Origin of the sequence: Flavobacterium sp., from assembly GCF_027484705.1 — a bacterium.
Lineage (GTDB): Bacteria > Bacteroidota > Bacteroidia > Flavobacteriales > Flavobacteriaceae > Flavobacterium.
Genome location: NZ_JAIXSL010000007.1, coordinates 222,377 through 243,829 on the forward strand (window position 1 = coordinate 222,377; position 21,453 = coordinate 243,829).

General features: G+C 41.0%; 17 protein-coding genes. 11 read left to right on the plus strand and 6 right to left on the minus strand.

The window, feature by feature from the left end; genetic code table 11:
* Nucleotide 1: 1 nt before the first annotated feature.
* On the minus strand, nt 2-1,258 hold the full coding sequence (locus tag Q0058_RS03075; RefSeq protein ID WP_298221268.1) for an ABC transporter permease: 1,257 nt from the start codon (nt 1,256-1,258) through the stop codon (nt 2-4).
* A 160-nt stretch (nt 1,259-1,418) separates the two neighbouring features.
* Here Q0058_RS03075 and purH point away from each other — a divergent pair, with 160 nt between their 5' ends.
* The 6 genes from purH (at nt 1,419) to rodA (ending at nt 8,619) form a co-directional block, all read left to right on the plus strand.
* Entirely contained in the window at nt 1,419-2,945 is a 1,527-nt protein-coding gene (gene purH / locus Q0058_RS03080) for a bifunctional phosphoribosylaminoimidazolecarboxamide formyltransferase/IMP cyclohydrolase (protein ID WP_298221269.1), read from the plus strand.
* A 56-nt stretch (nt 2,946-3,001) separates the two neighbouring features.
* Nucleotides 3,002-4,030 (plus strand): rod shape-determining protein, encoded by a 1,029-nt coding sequence (locus Q0058_RS03085; RefSeq protein WP_298221270.1) that lies wholly within the window; start codon nt 3,002-3,004, stop codon nt 4,028-4,030.
* Between the two features lie 68 nt (nt 4,031-4,098).
* A complete protein-coding gene (mreC, locus tag Q0058_RS03090) occupies nt 4,099-4,920 on the plus strand; it encodes a rod shape-determining protein MreC (RefSeq protein ID WP_298221271.1) in 822 nt (273 codons plus the stop codon).
* The gene (locus Q0058_RS03095; RefSeq protein WP_298221272.1) at nt 4,913-5,419 is read left to right on the plus strand and encodes a rod shape-determining protein MreD; all 507 of its coding nucleotides are present in this window, start codon (nt 4,913-4,915) and stop codon (nt 5,417-5,419) included. The genes mreC and Q0058_RS03095 overlap by 8 nt, the downstream gene beginning before the upstream one ends.
* Entirely contained in the window at nt 5,416-7,356 is a 1,941-nt protein-coding gene (mrdA, locus tag Q0058_RS03100; RefSeq protein WP_298221273.1) for a penicillin-binding protein 2, read from the plus strand. Before Q0058_RS03095 ends, mrdA begins: the two co-directional genes overlap by 4 nt.
* 6 nt (nt 7,357-7,362) lie before the next feature.
* On the plus strand, nt 7,363-8,619 hold the full coding sequence (gene rodA, locus Q0058_RS03105) for a rod shape-determining protein RodA (RefSeq protein ID WP_298221274.1): 1,257 nt from the start codon (nt 7,363-7,365) through the stop codon (nt 8,617-8,619).
* Nucleotides 8,620-8,696: 77 nt separating this feature from the next.
* Here the strand turns inward: rodA and Q0058_RS03110 are convergent, their stop codons facing one another.
* A complete protein-coding gene (locus Q0058_RS03110) occupies nt 8,697-10,919 on the minus strand; it encodes a carboxy terminal-processing peptidase (protein ID WP_298221275.1) in 2,223 nt (740 codons plus the stop codon).
* 265 nt (nt 10,920-11,184) lie between these two features.
* Here Q0058_RS03110 and surE point away from each other — a divergent pair, with 265 nt between their 5' ends.
* From surE to Q0058_RS03135, 5 genes are read left to right on the plus strand one after another with little or no spacing between them, the layout of a single operon-like run.
* Complete coding sequence (surE, locus tag Q0058_RS03115; RefSeq protein ID WP_298221276.1) at nt 11,185-11,964, plus strand: 5'/3'-nucleotidase SurE; 780 nt, start codon at nt 11,185-11,187, stop codon at nt 11,962-11,964.
* 40 nt (nt 11,965-12,004) lie between these two features.
* Nucleotides 12,005-12,277: a hypothetical protein gene (locus Q0058_RS03120; RefSeq protein ID WP_298221277.1), complete on the plus strand. Its 273-nt coding sequence runs from the start codon at nt 12,005-12,007 to the stop codon at nt 12,275-12,277.
* 12 nt (nt 12,278-12,289) lie between these two features.
* Nucleotides 12,290-13,402, plus strand: a complete 1,113-nt coding sequence (lpxB, locus tag Q0058_RS03125; protein WP_298221278.1) for a lipid-A-disaccharide synthase — start codon at nt 12,290-12,292, stop codon at nt 13,400-13,402.
* Between the two features lie 35 nt (nt 13,403-13,437).
* Nucleotides 13,438-14,082 carry a C40 family peptidase gene (locus Q0058_RS03130; protein WP_298221279.1) on the plus strand — a complete coding sequence of 215 codons (645 nt, stop codon included), beginning with the start codon at nt 13,438-13,440 and terminating at the stop codon, nt 14,080-14,082.
* A 40-nt stretch (nt 14,083-14,122) separates the two neighbouring features.
* Nucleotides 14,123-16,153, plus strand: coding sequence for a ComEC/Rec2 family competence protein (locus Q0058_RS03135; protein ID WP_298221280.1), 2,031 nt, complete (start codon nt 14,123-14,125; stop codon nt 16,151-16,153).
* Here Q0058_RS03135 and Q0058_RS03140 read toward each other — a convergent pair whose 3' ends face one another.
* From Q0058_RS03140 to Q0058_RS03155, 4 genes are all read right to left on the minus strand, one after another.
* A complete protein-coding gene (locus Q0058_RS03140) occupies nt 16,154-16,615 on the minus strand; it encodes a thioredoxin family protein (RefSeq protein ID WP_298221281.1) in 462 nt (153 codons plus the stop codon).
* A 55-nt stretch (nt 16,616-16,670) separates the two neighbouring features.
* Nucleotides 16,671-18,170 carry a peptide MFS transporter gene (locus Q0058_RS03145; protein ID WP_298221282.1) on the minus strand — a complete coding sequence of 500 codons (1,500 nt, stop codon included), beginning with the start codon at nt 18,168-18,170 and terminating at the stop codon, nt 16,671-16,673.
* Between the two features lie 10 nt (nt 18,171-18,180).
* Nucleotides 18,181-19,839, minus strand: a complete 1,659-nt coding sequence (locus tag Q0058_RS03150; RefSeq protein ID WP_298221533.1) for a peptide MFS transporter — start codon at nt 19,837-19,839, stop codon at nt 18,181-18,183.
* Between the two features lie 76 nt (nt 19,840-19,915).
* Nucleotides 19,916-21,439, minus strand: coding sequence for a peptide MFS transporter (locus Q0058_RS03155; protein WP_298221283.1), 1,524 nt, complete (start codon nt 21,437-21,439; stop codon nt 19,916-19,918).
* Between the last annotated feature and the right edge of the window lie 14 nt (nt 21,440-21,453).

Consider the following 21,453-nt stretch of genomic DNA (forward strand, 5'->3'; position numbering starts at 1 on the left):
ATTACATTCCCGTCCGAATCGCCTCCACCGGATCCAGCCTTGAAGCAGAAATCGCGGGCAAAATTCCTGAAATTAAACCTATAAATGCAGAAAGGCTTGTGCCTAAAACCACATTCCAGAAGCCCAGAATAAATTCGAAATCAAGAAGGTTCGTTAGTAAGATTGAGATTATCCAAACAAGCAACAATCCAACAACGCCGCCAATCACAGACAAAATAACGGATTCAAACAAAAACTGAAATAAGATGAATCTGTTTTTCGCACCCAACGATTTTTGAATCCCGATTAGGTTGGTTCGCTCTTTTACGGAAACAAACATGATGTTCGCAATACCAAAACCGCCGACGAGTAACGAAAACCCGCTGATGATCCAGCCGATCATATTCATTTGCGCTACGATACCGTCAATCAGATCGGTAAATCCTGATAAAATGTTCACAAAGAAATTATCGATTTCATCCGATTTGACGCCACGCATGCTGCGTAATTTTTGGGCAATCTCGGCCTTCAATTCTGGAATATCTGTTCCCTTTTCGGGTTTGATGATGATCACAGGAAGCATGGCGTCATTGTTATCTCCAACCAAACGACGCAGAAAATTTGTCGGGATGAATGCTGATGTATCATCACCTCCACCCAATTCGATGCCTGACTCACCTTTCTTTTTGGTAACTCCAATCACTTTAAATCTTTGTCCGTAGATGCGTATTGTTTTTCCTATAGGGTCACTTTCATCGAAAAGGCCTTTCGCCACTTCAAAACCCAAAACTACTACGGCTGTTCCTGAATTGGATTCCGATTCGTTGAAAAAACGGCCTTCAGAAAATTCCATGCGCTGGATGTCTACAAACTCTGAGGTCACGGGAACCATATTGACATCAGACACGGTCTTCGATTCAAATTTGACGCTTTCCCGTGGCGCAAACAACTGAAAACAAAAATTTTCGGTATGGTTGACATTCTCTTTGAGTGCTTGGTATTCTTCGTAAGTGACCTTCGGAAACTGTTCGACTTTCCATTCCGGAATATCGGTCGGGCCAAAACAAACACTGGTCAGATACATCGTGTTTTTGTCCAAAGTGCTCAAATCGCTTTTGATTTTCCGGTCTAAAGAATCCACTGCCGCCAAGACTGCAATGATCGAAAATATCCCGATGGTCACACCCAACAACGAAAGTAAAGTACGCAGTTTGTTGGTGCGGAGTGCATTCATCGCGAAACTAAAACTTTCACTCAGCAATCGGAAATAAACAATCATAGGGCTTAAATTTTGGTGAAGTAAAATTGGAGAATATTTCTGCAAAAACCTAATGAAATACCCACGAGCGATTGGTACTTATTTTTTGAATATTGTTACAATATCCGATGGGATTTTGGTTTCAAAAAACTACTTTTGCACTTTTAAACACAACTACTACATGAGCACTACGAAAACCATCCATTCGGCGCTGATTTCAGTCTTTTCGAAAGACGGATTAGAGCCTATCGTTCGCAAACTACACGAACAAAACGTCACCCTTTACTCGACCGGAGGCACTGAAGATTTTATCAAGAATTTAGGCATTCCCGTCGTGGCTGTCGAAGATGTCACTTCCTATCCTTCGATTTTAGGCGGGCGCGTGAAAACCTTACACCCGAAAATTTTCGGCGGCATTTTAAACCGTCAGGACAACGAAACCGACGCGCAGCAAATGGAGGAATTCCAGATTCCGCAAATCGATTTGGTCATTGTCGATTTATATCCTTTTGAAAAAACGGTCGTATCGGGTGCTTCTGAAGCGGATATCATTGAAAAAATCGACATTGGCGGCATTTCATTAATCCGTGCGGCGGCGAAGAATTTTAAAGACACCGTTATCGTGGCTTCAATGAACGAATACAGCTTGTTGCTCGATTTGATTTCAACCCAAAACGGAGCCACAACACTGGAAAACAGAAGGCTTCTCGCTACGAAAGCATTCCACGTTTCTTCGCATTACGACACCGCGATTTTCAATTATTTCAATACCGACGACACGATTTACAAACAAAGCATAGCTAATGGACAAGTGTTGCGTTATGGCGAAAACCCGCACCAGAAAGGCTTTTTCTTTGGCGATTTCGATGCGATGTTTGAGAAATTGCACGGAAAAGAATTGTCGTACAACAATTTGCTTGATGTGGATGCCGCTGTGAATTTGATTCTCGAATTCAAAAACGAAGCACCGACTTTTGCCATTTTAAAACACAACAACGCCTGCGGAATCGCTACGAGAAACTCCATGAAAGAAGCTTATTCAGCTGCTCTAGCCTGCGACCCGACTTCAGCTTTTGGCGGCGTATTGATTGCCAACCAAGAAATTGATAAGGCAACAGCAAACGAAATCAATGCGTTATTTTGCGAAGTTGTCATTGCGCCAAGTTATGATGAAGAAGCGATTGCTATCTTATCCGAAAAGAAAAACCGCATCATTTTGGTGCAACATGAAGTCGATTTGCCACAACAACAAGTGCGCACTTGCCTCAACGGACTTTTAGTGCAAGATAAAAACAATATCACCGACAATAAAGAACACCTCAAAACCGTTACAACGACAGTTCCGACCGCTGAGCAGATTGAAGACTTGTTGTTTGCGTCGAAGATTTGTAAAAACACCAAATCGAACACGATTGTACTGGCCAAAAACAACACTTTGATTGCTTCAGGAACCGGACAGACTTCGAGAGTTGATGCTTTGAAACAAGCGATTGAAAAAGCCGCCACTTTTGGATTCGATTTGCACGGATTGGTCATGGCGAGCGATGCTTTTTTCCCTTTCCCTGATTGTGTTGAAATTGCAAAAGAAGCCGGAGTAACCGCTGTTATTCAGCCCGGAGGCTCGATAAAAGATGCGTTGAGTATCGATTATTGCAACGAAAATAAAGTTGCGATGGTATTTACAGGAACACGTCATTTTAAACATTAATTTGTTTAACTTTGTGCGTTAAAATTTATATAAACACATAAACCCTTAAAAGACTTATGGGATTTTTTGATTTCATGACCGAGGATATCGCGATAGACCTTGGTACCGCTAATACCTTAATCATTCACAATGACAAAGTGGTCATTGACAGTCCATCGATCGTAGCCCGCGACCGAATATCGGGTAAAATCATAGCCGTCGGAAAAGAGGCTAACATGATGCAAGGTAAAACGCATGAAAACATCAAGACCATTCGCCCTTTGAAAGATGGGGTTATCGCTGATTTCGACGCTTCCGAGAAAATGATCAGCATGTTCATCAAAAGTATTCCGGCCTTAAAGAAAAGAATGTTCACACCAGCTTTGCGCATGGTCGTTTGTATTCCATCGGGAATTACTGAAGTGGAAATGCGTGCGGTAAAAGAATCCTGCGAGCGCGTCAACGGAAAAGAAGTTTACCTCATTCACGAGCCAATGGCAGCCGCAATCGGTATCGGCATTGACATTATGCAACCAAAAGGAAACATGATTGTGGATATCGGTGGTGGAACAACTGAAATCGCCGTCATCGCTTTAGGAGGAATCGTTTGTGATAAATCCGTGAAAATTGCGGGGGACGTTTTCACCAATGATATCGTTTACTACATGCGTACACAACACAACTTATTCGTTGGGGAAAGTACCGCAGAAAAAATAAAAATTACCGTTGGAGCTGCACTCGAAGAACTTGAAACGGCGCCGGATGATATGTCAGTGCAAGGACGTGACTTGCTCACTGGAAAACCAAAACAGGTCGATGTTTCTTACCGTGAAATCGCCAAAGCTTTAGACAAATCAATTCAAAGGATCGAGGATGCGGTCATGGAAACCTTATCACAAACACCACCGGAATTGGCAGCGGATATTTATAATACCGGGATTTATTTAGCGGGTGGAGGTTCGATGTTGCGCGGTCTGGACAAACGTATTTCGCAAAAAACAGACTTACCGGTTTATATCGCTGAAGATCCTTTAAGAGCGGTTGTTCGCGGTACCGGAATGGCTTTAAAAAACATCCCAAAATTTAGAAGTATCCTTATAAAATAAGTTAGTGATTGGTTGTTGGTGATTGGCTTTTGAAACAAAACATAGCTTTACATTTTATACTTTAGAAAATGCAGCAAATATTTATTTTTATATTTAAAAACAGCTATCGATTGCTGTTTTTGCTGCTTTTGGTAGTTTCGTTAGTCTTCACGGTGCAGTCGCATTCGTACCATAGAAGCAAGGTCATTAGTTCGGCGAATTTTCTCAGCGGCGGGGTTTATGAACAGGTTAACTCAGTCAGCGAATACCTGAGCCTTAAAAAACAAAATGACGAATTAGCTTTAGAAAATGCGCGATTAAAAAGCATCATCTTCAACACCAAAGATTCCGTGCCGCAGCCCAAACTCGATTCTTTGAAAGGTGTGAAACCAAACGACATCATCGTTTCTAAAGTCATTCATAATTCCTATACAGTTTACGAAAATTACCTTACGATCAATAGCGGAAGCGCCGCCGGTGTCCAACCAGACATGGGTGTCATCAACAGTTCGGGAATCATCGGCATTGTAGATAAGACTTCTAAAAATTACGCAACGGTAATTAGTATTTTGAATGTGAAATCGGCAATCAATGCGAAAATCAAAAAATCAAATCATTTTGGCTCGTTGGTCTGGGACGGAAAAAGCACCGGTTTTGTCCAGTTGATTGATGTTCCGCGATTGGCATCCGTCCGCAAAGGCGATACGATTGTAACCGGCGCCCAGTCATCCATTTTTCCGGAGAATATTGGCATCGGTACCATCAACAATATATTCATCGACAACAAGACAAATTATTATACTTTGAATGTGAAGCTTTTCAACGACATGACTAATCTCGGACATGTTTACATCATCAAAAGCAAGCAACGCGAAGAGATCACAAACTTAGAAAAGAAAAAAGATGAATAGCGCCGTATTGGTCAATATCGCCCGTTTCATTCTGCTTCTTGCAGCCCAGATTCTTATTTTCAACAATATGGATTTTCTGGGATACATCAATCCGTATCCGTACATTTTATTCATCATTCTATATCCCGTAAACGGAAACAAAATCGGGCTTTTGCTTGCGAGTTTCTTTTTGGGATTGATTCTCGATATGTTCTGCAATTCGGGCGGTGTTCATGCTGCAGCTTGTTTGATACTTGCCTATTACCGACCGTATATTTTTAAATTCTCGTTTGGTTTGAGTTATGAATACCAAACCGTTAGGCTTAACGATGTGCTGACTCCGGAGCGGTTTTCATTCCTGCTCATTGCGGTCATCATTCACCACTTTACGCTATTTTTACTCGAAGTTTTTCGCATGACTTTCATCCTTGAAATCATCCTGAAAACCGTCGTGAGTACTTTGTTTACTTTATTGATGTGCATCATCATCATCTACCTAATTAAGCCTAGCCGACGATGAGAAAAGTATTACTGCCAACCATCATTATCATTGGAACATTACTGTTGGTATTAAGGCTATTTTACTTGCAGATTGTGGATGATTCGTTTAAATTGAAATCCGACAACAATGCGATTAAGATCCAATACGACTATCCCGAGCGTGGCTATATTTATGACCGCAATGGCGAACTTTTGGTAGCCAACCAACCGTCGTATGACATCATGGTTATTCCGCGTGATATGAAAAACATCGACACGTTGGAATTTTGCCAGCTGCTCAATATCACCAAAGACGATTTCATAAAAATCATTGCCAAAGCCAAAGTCTACAGCCCGAGATTGCCTTCGGTTTTTCTGCCGCAATTGAACAAACTCGAATTCGCGGCGTTTCAGGAAAAGATCCGCAAATTCGAAGGATTCTACATCCAGAAGCGATCCTTGCGCGATTATCAGGTGAAATTTGGCGCCAATGTTTTTGGTTTCATCACGCAAGCCAACGAAAAAACTGTCGCTAAGAATCCGTATTACAATAGCGGCGATTTGTTAGGGAAACAAGGCGTTGAGGAAAGTTACGAAACCACGCTGCGCGGTATCAAAGGCGTAAAATACATCCAGAAAGACAAATACAACCGCGAAATCGGTTCGTATAAAGAAGGCAAATACGACACGATTGCCGTGCAGGGAAAAGACATCCATTTGACCATCGACGCCGAACTTCAAAAATATGGCGAGGAACTCATGGTCAACAAACGAGGCGGTATCGTTGCTATTGAACCCAGAACAGGAGAAATCCTTGCTTTGGTCACGGCTCCTTCGTATGATCCGGCGATTTTGGTCGGCAGACAACGCTCGAAAAATTACACGAAATTATACCATGACTCGATTGCAAAACCTTTGTATGATCGTGGGTTGTTAGCAGAATATCCGCCAGGTTCGCCATTCAAAATCCTAACGGGATTGATTGCTTTACAGGAACAAGTCATTGATGAAAACACCACGGTTTATTGCCGTCACGGATTCAGTTATGCCAGAGGCCGTTTCATGAAATGCCACTGTCATGGAGGCGCACAACAATTGCATCGCGGGATTTACGAATCTTGTAATGCGTATTTTGGAACCGTCTACATGAAGACCATCAACAAATATGTCCGTCCTGCCGACGGTGTTGATGTCTGGAGCCGCCATTTGAAAAGTTTCGGTCTGGGTGAATTCATGGGCTACGACTTACCTACAGGAAGACGAGGAAAAGCGCCAACTTCCAAAACATACAAAAAAATCTATCCTAATGGTGGTTGGCGAAGCACGGCGATTGTTTCGAACGCGATTGGGCAAGGAGAAGTTTTGATGACACCGATACAATTAGCCAACATGATGGCAGCAGTTTCAAATCATGGGTTTTATTATACGCCTCATATCATCAAATCGATTAAAGGCGAAGTGATAGACAAAAAATACAGAACCAAACACGTGACGACGGTTGACCGGAAATATTTCCAACCAATGATTGACGGTTTGTTTGACGTTTATAATTTAGGAACCGCGCACGCTTTGCAGGTTGAAGGCATTGAAATCTGCGGAAAAACCGGAACGGCGGAGAATTTCGCCAAGATTAACGGAAAACGTGTGAAGCTTCAGGATCACTCGATTTTCGTGGCTTTTGCACCCAGGAACAATCCGAAAATCGCGATTGCAGTGTTGGTTGAAAACGGGTATTGGGGCGCACGCTGGGCTGGGCCGATTACGAGTTTGATGATTGAAAAATACATCAAGAAAAAAATCACACGCGTCGATTTAGAGAAACGAATGTTGGAAGGCAGCCTTCAGGGCGAATATGCCAAGTATACCGGCAAAAAAGAAGTGGACAGTTTGTTGCTCAAACCAAAACCTGTGATTCCGGGCGCTCCAGACGAAAAGCTTAAAGACGCCAAAACACCGGAAGAAGCTACAGAAAATTAATTCACGATGAAGAACCAAAGCGTTACGAACAACCTCGACTGGATCAGCGTATTCATCTACATCCTATTGGTGATCATGGGTTGGTTGAATATCTATTCCTCTTCGTTGTCGTTGTCTGAAGAAAGTTTTGTGCTTGATTTGTCACAATTTTATGGCAAACAGCTTTTGAGTATTGGTCTCGCGATTCCTTTAATCTTTGTCGTATTATCAGTCGATGGGAAGTTTTACGAAAAATTCGCAGGTGTCATTTATATCATTGGATTGCTTTCCCTTGCCGGATTGTTCGTCTTCGGAAAAACCATCAAAGGGCAAGCGAACTGGTATTCTTTCGGGGCTTTCGGATTGCAGCCTTCGGAGTTCGTCAAAGCGGCTACTTCACTGGCGCTGGCCAAATATCTTAGTGATGTGCAGGTCAACCTTAAGGATGTAAACAGGCAAATGCAAGCCCTTGGGATTATCTTTATTCCTGTAGTACTTATTGTTATTCATGACCCCGGAAGTGCCTTGATTTTTATGACTTTATTTTTTGTCTTATATCGCGAAGGTCTGCCACCATGGTATTTATGGACCGGATTCATCGCCATCATTTTATTTGTATTGTCATTGATCTTAAAACCTTGGGCGGTCATTTTAATAGCCGCCGGAGTTACCGCTTTCTTATATTTCAGGAGCCGCATCGTAGACCGTAATATCATTGCAAGCGCCATTGCCATGGTCATGATCTCGGGGTTTGTGTTTTCTGTTGACTATGTTTTTGAATCGGTTTTCAAGCAACACCACAGAGATCGCTTTAATATTTTGCTCGGAAAAGAAGTTGATATGAAAGGCATCGGGTACAACACCAATCAATCTGAAATCGCTATCGGTTCCGGCGGTTGGTTTGGCAAAGGTTTCCTCGAAGGAACGCAGACCAAAGGCGGATTCGTACCTGAGCAACATACCGATTATATTTTTACAACTGTGGGTGAAGAATGGGGATTTATAGGATCGTTGGTTGTGATTGCTTTGTTTGTCGGTTTGATTTTCAGAATCATATATCTTGCAGAACGACAGAAGACGAAATTCAGTCGGGTCTATGGCTATTGTGTGGCTTGTATTCTGTTCATTCACTTTTTTGTGAACATTGCGATGGTCGCAGGAATTTTTCCAACTATTGGCGTACCGCTTCCGTTCTTTTCTTACGGTGGTTCCGGACTTTGGGGTTTTACCATTTTGCTGTTTATCTTCTTAAAAATGGATGCGAATAAAGTGAATGAATGGTAATCAATCCAATTATAAACAAAAGAAAACGCCCTAAAATTCAACTGAATTTTAAGGCATTTTTTATTTTAAAGGGACGATTACGACTTCACCAATTTGTCTTTTTTTAATTTGGCAACGTCTTTCTTCACGATTGCTTTAGGTTGCAAATCATCTAAGATGTTGATTGCTTCCTCAACATAAATATCTTTAGAAAGGCTCTCATGCCATCTGTCACGTTTTTCTTTCAAGGAAGTGTCCGTTTTCATTTGATCCATTTCATAGGGCAACGAAGCAAATTTTAAGGAATTCTGGTAATCCGCAATCGATTTGTATTTTTTGGATTTTTCCTCAATCGCTTTTTGTTCCGCTTTGAACTGGTCGATGTTTAGGCTGTAAACATTTTCCTTGTTGCGTTGGTCAATCCATTGCGCATTTTCATCGATAAGCTTGAATTTAGGATTGTCCGCAATTCTCTTTTTGCTGTTGTCAATAGCCGCATCAAAATTATTCTGTTTGTCCCAGAATTTGAATTGAGCTGGTTCTATCTTATCCCAAGGCATCGCATTATCAATATCGCGCTCGCCCATTTTGAGGTAAGCATAACGGTCCGGAATCGCCACATCACTGCTCACGCCTTCCAATTGTGTTGAACCACCAGTAATTCTGTAGAATTTTTGCGTCGTAGTTTTAAGAGCGCCTAAATCGCCAACACTACTGCCTCTTACGAATTGGTTCAAATCGATGACGTTTTGCACCGTTCCTTTTCCGTAAGATTGTTTGCTACCGATGATAATCCCGCGTCTGTAATCCTGAATCGCTGCTGCAAAAATTTCTGAAGCTGAAGCTGAAAAGCTGTTCTGCATCACAACTAACGGACCGTCCCACTGGATTTTTTTGTCTTTATCGAAAAGCACTTCCTGTTTTCTGCCGGCCGATTTGATTTGAACCACCGGGCCGTCTTCTATAAACAATCCGGCAATATCAACGACTGTTTTCAATGAACCGCCACCATTGTCGCGCAAATCCATGATAATGCCTTGCACACCATCTTTTTTCAAACGATCGACTTCAATCGCGACGTCTTTTCCGGCATCGCGGCTGTCGTTGTTTTCAAAATCGATGTAAAATTTAGGCAAATAGATAATTCCGTATTTGACTCCGTTTTTTTCTACGACGCTTGACTTGGCATAGGTTTCTTCGATTTCTACTATATCTCTAATGATTGAAATAATTTTAATCGTACCATCAACTTTCTTCACGGTCAAGCGTACTTCAGTGCCTTTTGGCCCTTTGATTTTTTTGACCACATCATCCAAATGCATCCCGACAACTTCGACGGGTTCGTCATTTCCTTGCGCTACTTTGATGATGATATCTCCGGCTTCAAGTTCTTTGCCTCTCCAAGCCGGGCCTCCGGAAATCAGTTCTGAGATTTCTGTGTAATCATTTTTCTTTTGCAGACGCGCGCCGATACCTTCGAGTTTCCCGCTCATGCTTACGTCGAAACGCTCTTTTTCATCGGGTGGAAAATAGTTGGTGTGTGGATCGAAACGTGTTGCAATAGCATTCACGTAGACAGAAAACCAATCATTCTGATCAAGGTCATTGATGAAATCAAAGTATTCGTTGAGCGATTTTAAAGAACTTTCACGCGTTTCTTTCTCGAGTTGTTCGAATGATTTTGGCGCTTCGTCTTTTGTGGCTTCTTTCGAAGCTTCTTTTGTTTTGTCTGCTTTCTCATCTTTAACGCCATTTTTCTTATCCTCCTGCATTTTCAATTTGTCAGTCAGTGAAGAAAGCGTGGACAATTTGATCTGTTTGCGCCATTTTTCTTTAAGCTCCGTCGTGTTTTTGGCGTAAGGCAGTTTGTCATAATCCGTGTTGAATTCTTCTTTGGCGGAATAATCAAATGGTTTCGCTAAAATGTCTTTGTAGAATTCTTTGCTTTCGCCGATTCTTTTCATCAAACGGTCGTAAGTCAGGTTGAAGAAAGCCAAATCCTTATTCTTGATCTGGTCGTCGAGCTGGGTTTCGAAAACGACAAACTCATCGATGTCGGATTGGATGAAAAAACGTTTCGAAGGATCTAAAGCTTCGATATAATCTTTGTAGATACCTTTAGAGAATTTATCGTCGATGGCCGCAGGATCGTAATGACCGCGTTCGATGACAAACGTCAACAATTCGAGCAACATCTTGTCTTTTTCCGGATCTCCTTTGGGTTTCAGGGTCGTCGTGAAGGCGAATAAGCCCAAAGAAATGGCTATGACTAGCAGTAATAACTTATAATTCCTTTTCATATATTGAATTAAAATATTCATTAAAATTTTTGAACTAAATTACATAAAAACAGCAACGGCGCCTGTTTTCGATGGCTAATTTTTTGTTAAAGATGCTAATGTAGCAACTTTGTGCTTAAAATGCTTATTTTTGCGGGGAATTATTTGAGGTGCAAAAAATGACTTTTTTAAAGAAAAGTACTTTAGCAACCTGAACCCCTAGCCCGGATAGTAGCGGTTATCCTTTTTGTTTTTAGCATCAAAAACAAAAAGATAAAAGCGAATAGCCGGAACAGCTCCTAAAAAAATGGATAAACCTCTCATCTTAGTGACCAACGACGACGGAATTTCGGCTCCCGGTATTAGAACATTGATTGCAGTCATGGCTGAAATCGGCGATGTTGTTGTGGTCGCCCCTGACAAACCGCAAAGCGCCATGGGACACGCCATTACGATCAACAGCACTTTGTATCTGCATAAAATTTCTGTGGAAAATGCTGTAATTACAGAGTACAGTTGCTCGGGAACGCCGGTCGATTGTGTGAAATTTGCGGTCAATGAAATCCTCAAACGCAAACCCGATTTGTGTGTTTCGGGCATCAACCACGGTTCGAATTCGTCAATCAATGTGATTTATTCGGGCACGATGAGCGCCGCGGTGGAAGCCGGAATCGAAGGCATTCCCGCAATCGGATTTTCACTGTTGGATTACGATTGGAATGCCGATTTTGAACCTGTGAAATCGTTCGTCAAAAAAATCGCGTTGCAGACTTTGGAAAACGGTTTGCCGGACGGAACAATCCTGAATGTGAATTTTCCGAAACTCAAGGAAAACGAAATCAAAGGCATCAGGATTTGTCGTCAAGCCAAAGCAATTTGGGCAGAGAAATTCGACAAAAGAACCACGCCTTATGGTAAGGATTATTACTGGCTTACGGGCGAATTTGTCAATCAGGATTCGGGCGAAGATACTGATGAATGGGCTCTTGAACATGGTTTTGTTTCGGTCGTGCCTATACAATTTGATATGACGGCGCACCATGCAATTCAGCGATTGAATACTTGGGATTTAAACCGAAATAATTGATAATTGATAATTGATAATTACAATTTATAAATAAATTTAGATGCAGTATAGGGATTTGATTTTGGGCGTTTTGATGGCAATTGCGGCTTCGGCTATCGGCAGTTTTATTTTTATTGAATTTGTCGCGGGATTGGATTTCATGAATGGTTTTCTATTTTATAAATCGCACGGATTGCTTGGAAAAATCATCACTTTGGGTGCGGCTTTAAACCTGATCATCTTTTTTATCTTATTGAAATACAACAAAGACCTGATGGCGCGTGGCGTTATTTTGGGCACGATTATACTGACGGCCATTACGTTGCTTATTTAAAATCAATCGCAGATGAAATACTACATTATTGCCGGTGAAGCTTCGGGAGATTTGCATGGTTCGAATCTGATGAAAGCGCTTTATAACGAAGATCCTCAAGCCGATATCCGGTTTTGGGGCGGCGATCTGATGCAGCAAACCGGCGGCACTTTGGTGAAGCATTACCGCGAACTCGCTTTTATGGGTTTTATCGAAGTCGTGTTCAATTTGAAAACAATCCTGAGCAACATAAACATCTGTAAAAAAGATATCGAGCAATTTCAGCCCGACGCGATCATATTCATCGATTATCCGGGATTCAACATGCGCATTGCGAAATGGGCGAAAGAACGCGGCATTCCAACGCATTACTACATTTCTCCGCAAATTTGGGCTTGGAAAGAAAACCGTATTGCGGCAGTAAAGCGCGACTTCGATCATTTGTATGTGATCTTACCTTTTGAAAAGGAATTTTACGAAGACAAACACCATTTTCCGGTGACGTTTGTGGGCCATCCATTGATTGATGCGATCCACAATCGTAAGGTGACGAGCCAAGCCGATTTCATCAAAGAAAACAAACTCGACGACAAGCCGATCATTGCGATTCTTCCGGGCAGTCGAAAACAGGAAATCACTAAAATGCTTTCCGTGATGCTGAGCGTCGTTGATGATTTTAAGGATTATCAGTTTGTGATTGCCGGCGCTCCAAGTCAGGAACATTCGTTTTACGAGCCTTTTCTGAAAAACAAAAACGTGCATTTCATTGCCAACAAAACTTATGATTTGTTGAGCCATTCGACGGCGGCTTTGGTCACTTCGGGAACCGCTACTTTGGAAACCGCGTTGTTTAAAGTGCCCGAAGTGGTTTGCTATAAAGGCAGTTGGGCGTCGTACCAGATTGCCAAACGCATCATTACTTTGAAATACATTTCGCTGGTCAATCTGATTATGGATAAGGAAGTGGTCACCGAATTAATTCAGGACCGTTGCAACACCAAAAACATCAGAACAGAATTGCAAAAACTATTGAATCCTGATTACAGAAAACAATTAATCGAACAATACGATACTTTAGAACAAAAACTTGGCGGTGTGGGTGCGAGTAAAAAAACAGCACAGCACATTGTACGAAGTTTAAGATAATTACGTTGCTTATAATGACATCAAAACAAAATCTATTGAAACCCATTTTTTCCTTACTGCTCTTATTCTTTTTTATGGTCGGCTGCAAACCGACTTCTGCGATCATTACTTCTAAAGAGGAAGCCGTAAAGAGAGGCATTTACAAAGCACCCGCAAACATCAAAATAGCCGCTAAAAACAATGCCGAACCTAAAAGCGTGGCCGCTAAAATAGAACCTAAAAAAGCGACCATCACTGGCAACCGCATCAACGACAAGAATGATGATGATCTTGTAATCAATGTGGATGATTCGAGTTATCTGGTGAAGCAACTCATCAATGCAGCTTCGGAACAATTGGGCGCGCATTATAAAAGTGGCGGCACGACTCCGGATGGTTTTGATTGCTCGGGTTTGATGTACAGCACGTTTAAAAAATTCGACATCACTTTGCCCAGATCGTCCGTGGATATGGCTAAAATCGGCAGAAAATTGAATGAAGATGACATCCGAAAAGGCGATCTGATTTTCTTCAAGACCAACGGCAGAAGCGTCATCAACCATGTTGGAATGGTTACCGAAATCAACGACGAAGAAATCAAGTTCATCCATTCCTCAACCCAAAAAGGCGTCATCATTTCGTCGACCAAAGAACCTTATTACGGCAGGACTTTTACACAGGCGAATCGAATTTTAGAGTAATTTTTTTGGCTTATTCGCTAAAATTGAATACTTTAGAAGCATGAACGCCATGCAGTTTCCGTTAACCCGCATTACGATTGGGTTTGTATTCGGAATTTTATTCACCTATTACCTTAAATTTCTCACGCCAATATTGGCCTTTGTGTTGCTGTGCGTAGCCATTCCGTTGTTCATTTTTTCGTTTTACCGTTCGAAAAAACAGTTATTTCAAAACAACTTTTTTGGGATTTCGACTTATATTTTGTCTTTCTGCCTTGGCGTTTCCACTTGGATGATTCATTCCGGGCAATATCAAAAAGACCATTATATCCATCAAATTAAATCTTCAGAAACGCAACATATTGTGTCTGTTGTACTTCGTGAAAAATTAAAATCGACTGTTTATTATCGAAGATATATCGCACTTACCAAAAATATCGATGGGACATCCTGCTCTGGAAAATTGTTGGTGAATTTCAACGCCTCACAATTTCCGAATGATTTCAAAATCGGAATGCAACTCCAAATCAACAGCAACATCATCCGACCGACAAAACCGCTGAATCCGGATCAATTCGATTATGGGAATTATTTGGCGCAAAAATCCATACTGGCGCAAACTTATGCTGACGGTTCGAACGTAAAAACCAACGGTCAGTATACAAAAGATGCTTTTTACTATTCGGATCGCTTGCGGACAACGATACTCGAAAATCTTAAGAAAAGTCATTTTCAAACTCAAGAACTGAATGTTTTAGCAGCACTAATTTTAGGCCAGCAACAGGATATTGCGCCCGAAATTGTCAAAGATTATCAGTTTGCAGGTGCCGTACACATATTGTCCGTTTCGGGCTTGCATGTTGGTTTCATTCTGATGTTTATGAATTTCATACTACGATTTTTACCCAATACCAAACGAACTTCGTATTACAAACTCGTCATAGTCATAAGTTCATTGTGGTCGTTTGCGGTTTTGGCGGGACTGTCGCCTTCCGTGATCCGGTCGGTCACGATGTTTTCTTTCGTCGCGGTCGGCATGCATTTGAAAAGGGAAACGAACATTTTCCATACGTTGGTCGTTTCGTTGTTGTTGATTTTGCTTTTTGAACCTTCGTTTCTTTTCGATGTCGGCTTTCAATTGAGCTATGTCGCTTTGTTTTTCATACTTTGGTTACAACCTTTACTGGATTCTCTGTGGCAACCGAAAAATAAAATCATCACCTATTTCTGGCAAATCCTAACCGTTTCGTTTGCGGCACAAATCGGAACTTTGCCTTTGAGTTTGTATTATTTTCACCAGTTTTCGGGTTTGTTCTTCATTACGAATATCGTAGTAATCCCGTTTTTGAGCGTCATTATGGCTTTGGGTGTTTTAACAATGGTGCTTTCGGCGTTTGGGATTGTTCCTCATTTGCTGGCGATATCACTCGAAGGATTGATTTTTATATTAAATAAAATCATTGGCGGAATCGCTTCTTATGAGCAGTTGGTTTTAAAAGACATTCCGCTCAATGCATTGATGATGTGGAGTTTATACTTCATTATTGTCGCCGCCGTGCTGTGCTTTAAAAAAGTTTCTTTTCAAAGTATTGCCATCGTTTTTATTGGTATTTTATTATTTCAGGCAAGTTATTTCAGTTCGAGATGGACTTCTCAAAACGAGCAGGATTGGATTGTTTTTAATGTCCGAAAAGCCACTTTAATCGCCGAAAAAAACGGAGAAAGCGTTACAGTATATACCAATGCGCAGCTGTCGAAAAACAATCCGTTGCAACCATTCTTATCCGCGAACTTTTGTAGCATCACCGCTCAGAAACCCATTGGGAATCTAGCTTACTTTAAGAATACGAAAATCCTGATTTTGGACAGCTCGGGAAGTTATCCGAGAGCCGTGCAACCTGATGTAATGTTATTGTGCGCCTCACCAAAAATCAATTTGGAACGTGTATTCAGAACCTGTAAACCAAAAGTATTGGTGGCTGATGCTAGCAATTACAAATCGTATGTTGCGCTTTGGAAAGCAACCTGCCTTAAAGAAAAAATCCCTTTCCACCACACGAGTGAAAAGGGATTTTACAGGCTTGAAAATTGATTATTTTTTGCCCAGAATCTGGTTCGCGCCCTCGAGCCATTTGGCAGGACCACCAGCTACATAGCCCGTACTTCCTAATTTAGCGAGATTCGTTTTCCCATCAGCAACTGAAGGAAGCGCAAACCATACGGTCGGATAACCACGTACTTCGAAAATTTGCTGCAATTCGGCATTCTGTTGTTGGATTTCTGGTAATTGTGGCGTTCTGCGTGGAAAATCCAATTCTACCAACACTACGTTTTCTTTGGCCCAGGCTGCAAATTCTGGCTTTTTCAACACTTCATTTTGCAAACGGATGCACCATCCGCACCAGTCGCTTCCTGTAAAAAACAACAGCAATGGTTTTTTGGTTTTTATAGAAACTTCTGTGGCTTTTTTAAGGCTGGTTTCCCAAGTTAATTCTTGCGCTTGCACGGTTAGTGAACCTACGACAAGCAATAAGGTGATCAATATCTTTTTCATTGTTATTTTTTTAAGTGTTCCGCTTTTGACAATAATAGTGCCGAAAATACAAATTTTATTTTACTTCCTGCATTAGTTTTTTAATTAATGGTGTAAATACGATCAGTACCACACCGGCAATCAATGCGTAAATCGCCAGCTGATAATAGCCGTCGGTATAGCCTTGTAATTTAGTAAGTAGTGAAGCATTTTCATCAGGTGACGACATTCCAGCTCCGAGCAATCCAGCAGCGTATTGGCCGTAAGCACTCGCCAGAAACCACATTCCCATCATCATTCCCGAAAGTCTTTTGGGCGATAATTTGGTCATGATTGACAAACCTATTGGTGACAAACAAAGTTCTCCGAAAGTAATCACCAGATAAGCCAGCGTGAATACATTCAAAGAAGTGATTCCATTGACATCGGCAAAAAACCTAGTGTAATAAAACACATAAAAGGCTGCTGCCAAAAACAAAAAGCCCAGTCCGAATTTGATGACGGTATTAGGTTCAAGTTTCTTTTTGGCCATGGCGAGCCAGATCAACCCGAGGATTGGGCTGAAAATAATCACAAACAGTGAATTCGCCGTATTGTTGATGATGTTCGGATTGATTTCAAAAAATAACAAATTGGGATGGAGATTGTCCTTCGCAAAAAGTGCCAACGAACCGCCACTTTGCTCGAAGAAAGCCCAAAAGATGATGGAGAAAATGATGAAAACAAAAGCCGCGATAAGCTTTTTCTGCGCTTTGATTTCGTGTTCTTTATAGGTTTCAAATAAAAAATAAAGAATCGCCAATGGCCCGATGGTGTACATAAAATAATCGGTATAATCGGTATTCTTAATCATCATAAAGATGAGTGGAATGCTGATTAACGAACCGATATAAACGGCTAGTTCTTTAGTAGTTCTTTTTGATTTTGGCAATTCAATTAATGGCGAATCACCTATTGGCCCTAGTGATTTTTTTGTCAACATGAAAGTGACCAAACCAATCACCATCACAACAGCTGCTGATAAAAAGGAATAACTCCAGCCATAATCTTTGCTGGTTCCGAAATAAACGCAAACCGCTCCGCCCAATAAGGCTCCGATATTAATCCCGGAATAGAACAATCCGAAACCGGCATCGCGTCGGCTGTCATCTTCATGATACAATTCGCCGACCATCGAAGAAATATTAGGTTTGAAAAAACCTGTTCCGATAATAGACAAAGTAATCCCTAAATAGAACATTTCCTGAGGCGAGAATGCGATGAGTAAATTCCCTAAAATCATCACAATGCCGCCAAATACCAGCGATTTTTTAAACCCTAATATTTTGTCAGCAAAAATTCCGCCTATAAAAGTGAAGGCATAAACAAAAGCCTGAATTGCTCCGTATTTAAGGTTCGCTTCTTTATCAGAAAGTGACAAACCCAGCACCTGATCGGCCATGAAAATCGTCAAAACACCGCGCATCCCATAGAAACAAAAGCGTTCCCACATTTCTACTAAAAACAAATACCAAAGTTGTTTTGGGTATTTGCCTTCAAAATTCTGAATTTGTTCTAAGGTTAGATTTTGTTCCATAAAGAGTAGCTTAATTGATTCCTTTTTCTTTCATGACTTTATTGAGTTGTTTGAGCAGGATGAACATCAACACGGTGGCCGACATCAATAATGCAAAATTGACCCAAAAGAAGTCGGTTTTGTCTTCGTAAGTATCCCAAAGACTGGCGAGCACGCCGCTCAATTTGTTTCCGATCGAGGTCGATAAAAACCAACCACCCATCATCAGTGAAGTGATATTTCTCGGGCTTAGTTTCGAAACTACCGACAATCCCATCGGGCTTAAAAACAATTCACCTATGGTAATCACGCCGTAATTCGCGACGAGCCACCAAACGCTTACTTTCTCCGCGCCGTTACCACCTGCATTTACAGCGGCGACCATGACCAAAACTGACAAGGCTGAGATTAATAAGCCGAAAGCGATTTTTGTTGGTGTTGAAGGTTCTTTTTTTCGTGATCTTAAAAATGTGAAGAAAGCCACCACGAGCGGCGTCAGAATAATGACCCATCCCGGATTGATGGATTGACTCAAATTGGTTGCCCATAAACTTACTTTTGAATTTTCTTCCGGCAGTTTTTCTTGATCAACGTTTCTAAAATATACCGGATAATCGACTACTTTTTTAACAACTCCATTTTCTTTTTGAAGTCGAAAGCTGGCATCATATAATTCGACAGAATCTTTTTTAAAATCGACTTCCTTCGCCAACTTCAAACCATTGAATACTTTTTCGGTGGTTCCTGTAATTTGTCGGTCTGTGTAACGATCCGCCCAAGTGGTCAGCGCAGAACCATTGAGTTTGAAAACCGCCCAAAACAATATAACTACGGCAAAAATAGACAGCAATGCTCCGATAGGTCGTTTGTCGTCGGGTTTGGCTTTGAAATACAAACTGGCATAAAAAAAGATAACCGGAATGCAAGCAAAAATAAAGGCATCCGTGCTATCGGAACCAAAAATATAAGCATCCGGATTCACTTCTGAAGTTACGCCCTTGAGCATCCAACCAATGATTCCAAAAATAACAGATGGCAATAGTATAAAAAGCACAATTTTATAAAAAGGCATATCGCCTTCTTGCGTTCCTTTTTTCTGGTCATAACCTTGGTAGTGTTTCGATCCGAGAACGAATACCAAAACACCGATAAACATTCCGATACCGGCAGCCATAAAAGCATACTGCCAGCCTAAAAGAATCTGTAGTGCGGCACCGAAGAAATTACAGATGAAAGCGCCTACATTGATTCCCATATAGAAAATATTGTAGCCTTCGTCTTTCTTGTCTTTGTATTCTTGTTTCGAATAGAAATTCCCTAATAGCGTTGAAATGTTGGGTTTGAAAAAACCATTGCCCAGTATTACAAAAGTCATCGCAACATATAAGATTGTAATGTTGTGAATTCCCATCATGAAATAACCGATGCCCATTAAAATTCCACCGAAAATAATCGATTTTTTATAGCCGAAATAACGATCTGCCACCAAACCTCCAATGAATGGCGTCAGAAATACTAATGCGATGAAAGTACCATATAAATCAGAAGCTTCTTTTTCGGTCATCGCAAAACCGGCTTCCACGTCTTTGAGATACAACGTGAAAATTCCAATCATCAAATAATAGCCGAAACGCTCCCACATTTCGGATAAGAATAAATACGGTAAGGCTTTCGGGTGTTTACTCCACATCATTTATGGTTTTAAAAAACAAACCTACAAGAAGTCCTTGTAGGTTTGAAAGATATAAAAATATTTTAAAAGTATATTATCTGTTTTCAACTTCTAAATCAACACCCTCAACATGGTCGTTGTGCATGCGTTTTTCCAACCAAGAGCTTAGCACAAACAAGATGGCTGCTGCCGCTCCGGACATAATGATGAACAAGATGAAAAACTCATAAAGGTTGTTAATTTGAAATCCTATGAAATGGGTTGCTCCTCCTGTTCCATCTTCTCCTCCAGGAATTAATGCGCTTAATGTTCCTGCAAATTTATTTGCCGCAGCATTGGCCAAAAACCAAGTTCCCATCATCAAAGAGGACAAACGCAACGGTGCTAATTTAGAAACCATCGACAATCCGATTGGTGACAAGCATAATTCTCCCATGGTGTGGATGATATACAAACCAATCAACCACCACATAGAAACTTTATCTTCTACGCCCAAACCTTTCACGGCAATCGCAATAACCACATAGCCTAAAGCTACCAACCCTAACCCGATTGCCATTTTTTTAGGCGATGATGGTTCTAATTTTCTGGCGTATAAAAATCCCCAAACGATGGTGAATATCGGAGCCAATGATATTACTGCCAACGGATTTACAGATTGGAAATAAGACGCAGGCATTTCCCAACCAAAAATGGTTCTGTCGGTTTGTCTGTCCGCGAACAACGTCAATGATGCGCCGGCTTGCTCGAAAGCGCCCCAAAAGAAAATAACAAAAAATGCCAAAATGAATATCACCGTAATTCTTTGGGTTTCAATTTTTGTCAAGCTTTTATCGCTGAATATCATGATGGGCATGGCTACCATTGCTCCATAAATAAAATAACTGATGATATCCGTATCGCTGTTGAACATTTGTTTGAAATTCAACATAAAAAAGATAATCGCAATCGAACCCACAATCATTCCTATGCTTTTGGCATCTAATTTTTTTACAGGCAGACCAATATGTTTTCCTTCTTCAGAAATAAGGTATTTTTTTTGTCCTAAAACGAAAGCTACCAAACCTAACAACATTCCAACACCGGCTGCCAAGAATCCCCATTTGAAATCCATCGAACCGCAAACCAAAGGCGAAAAGAAAGCCCCTAAATTGATTCCCATATAGAAAATCGTAAACGCACTATCGATTCTTCTGTCGTTCGCAGGATACAACTGCCCTACCATCGTAGAAATATTCGGTTTGAAGAATCCGTTTCCGATGATGATTGCTGTAAGTCCCATCCACATGATTGAAACGCCTCCATTGGCGCCGGCTGAAGCACTCAAAAACATACAAAACTGACCGATCGCCATCAATAATCCTCCGATGATAATACTACGTCTGTTTCCTAAAAATTTATCACATAAATAACCTCCCAAAAGTGGCGTCAAATAGACCAATCCCGTATAACTACCGTAAATTTGGGATGCATCGGCATCTTTCATCAACAATATTTTAGTCATGAAAAGAATAAAAATCGCCCGCATTCCGTAATAACTAAATCGTTCCCACATTTCTGTAAAGAATAAGAAATAGAGTCCTTTTGGATGTCCTGTTTTTACTTGAGTTTCTGCCATTTTAGTTTGGTTTT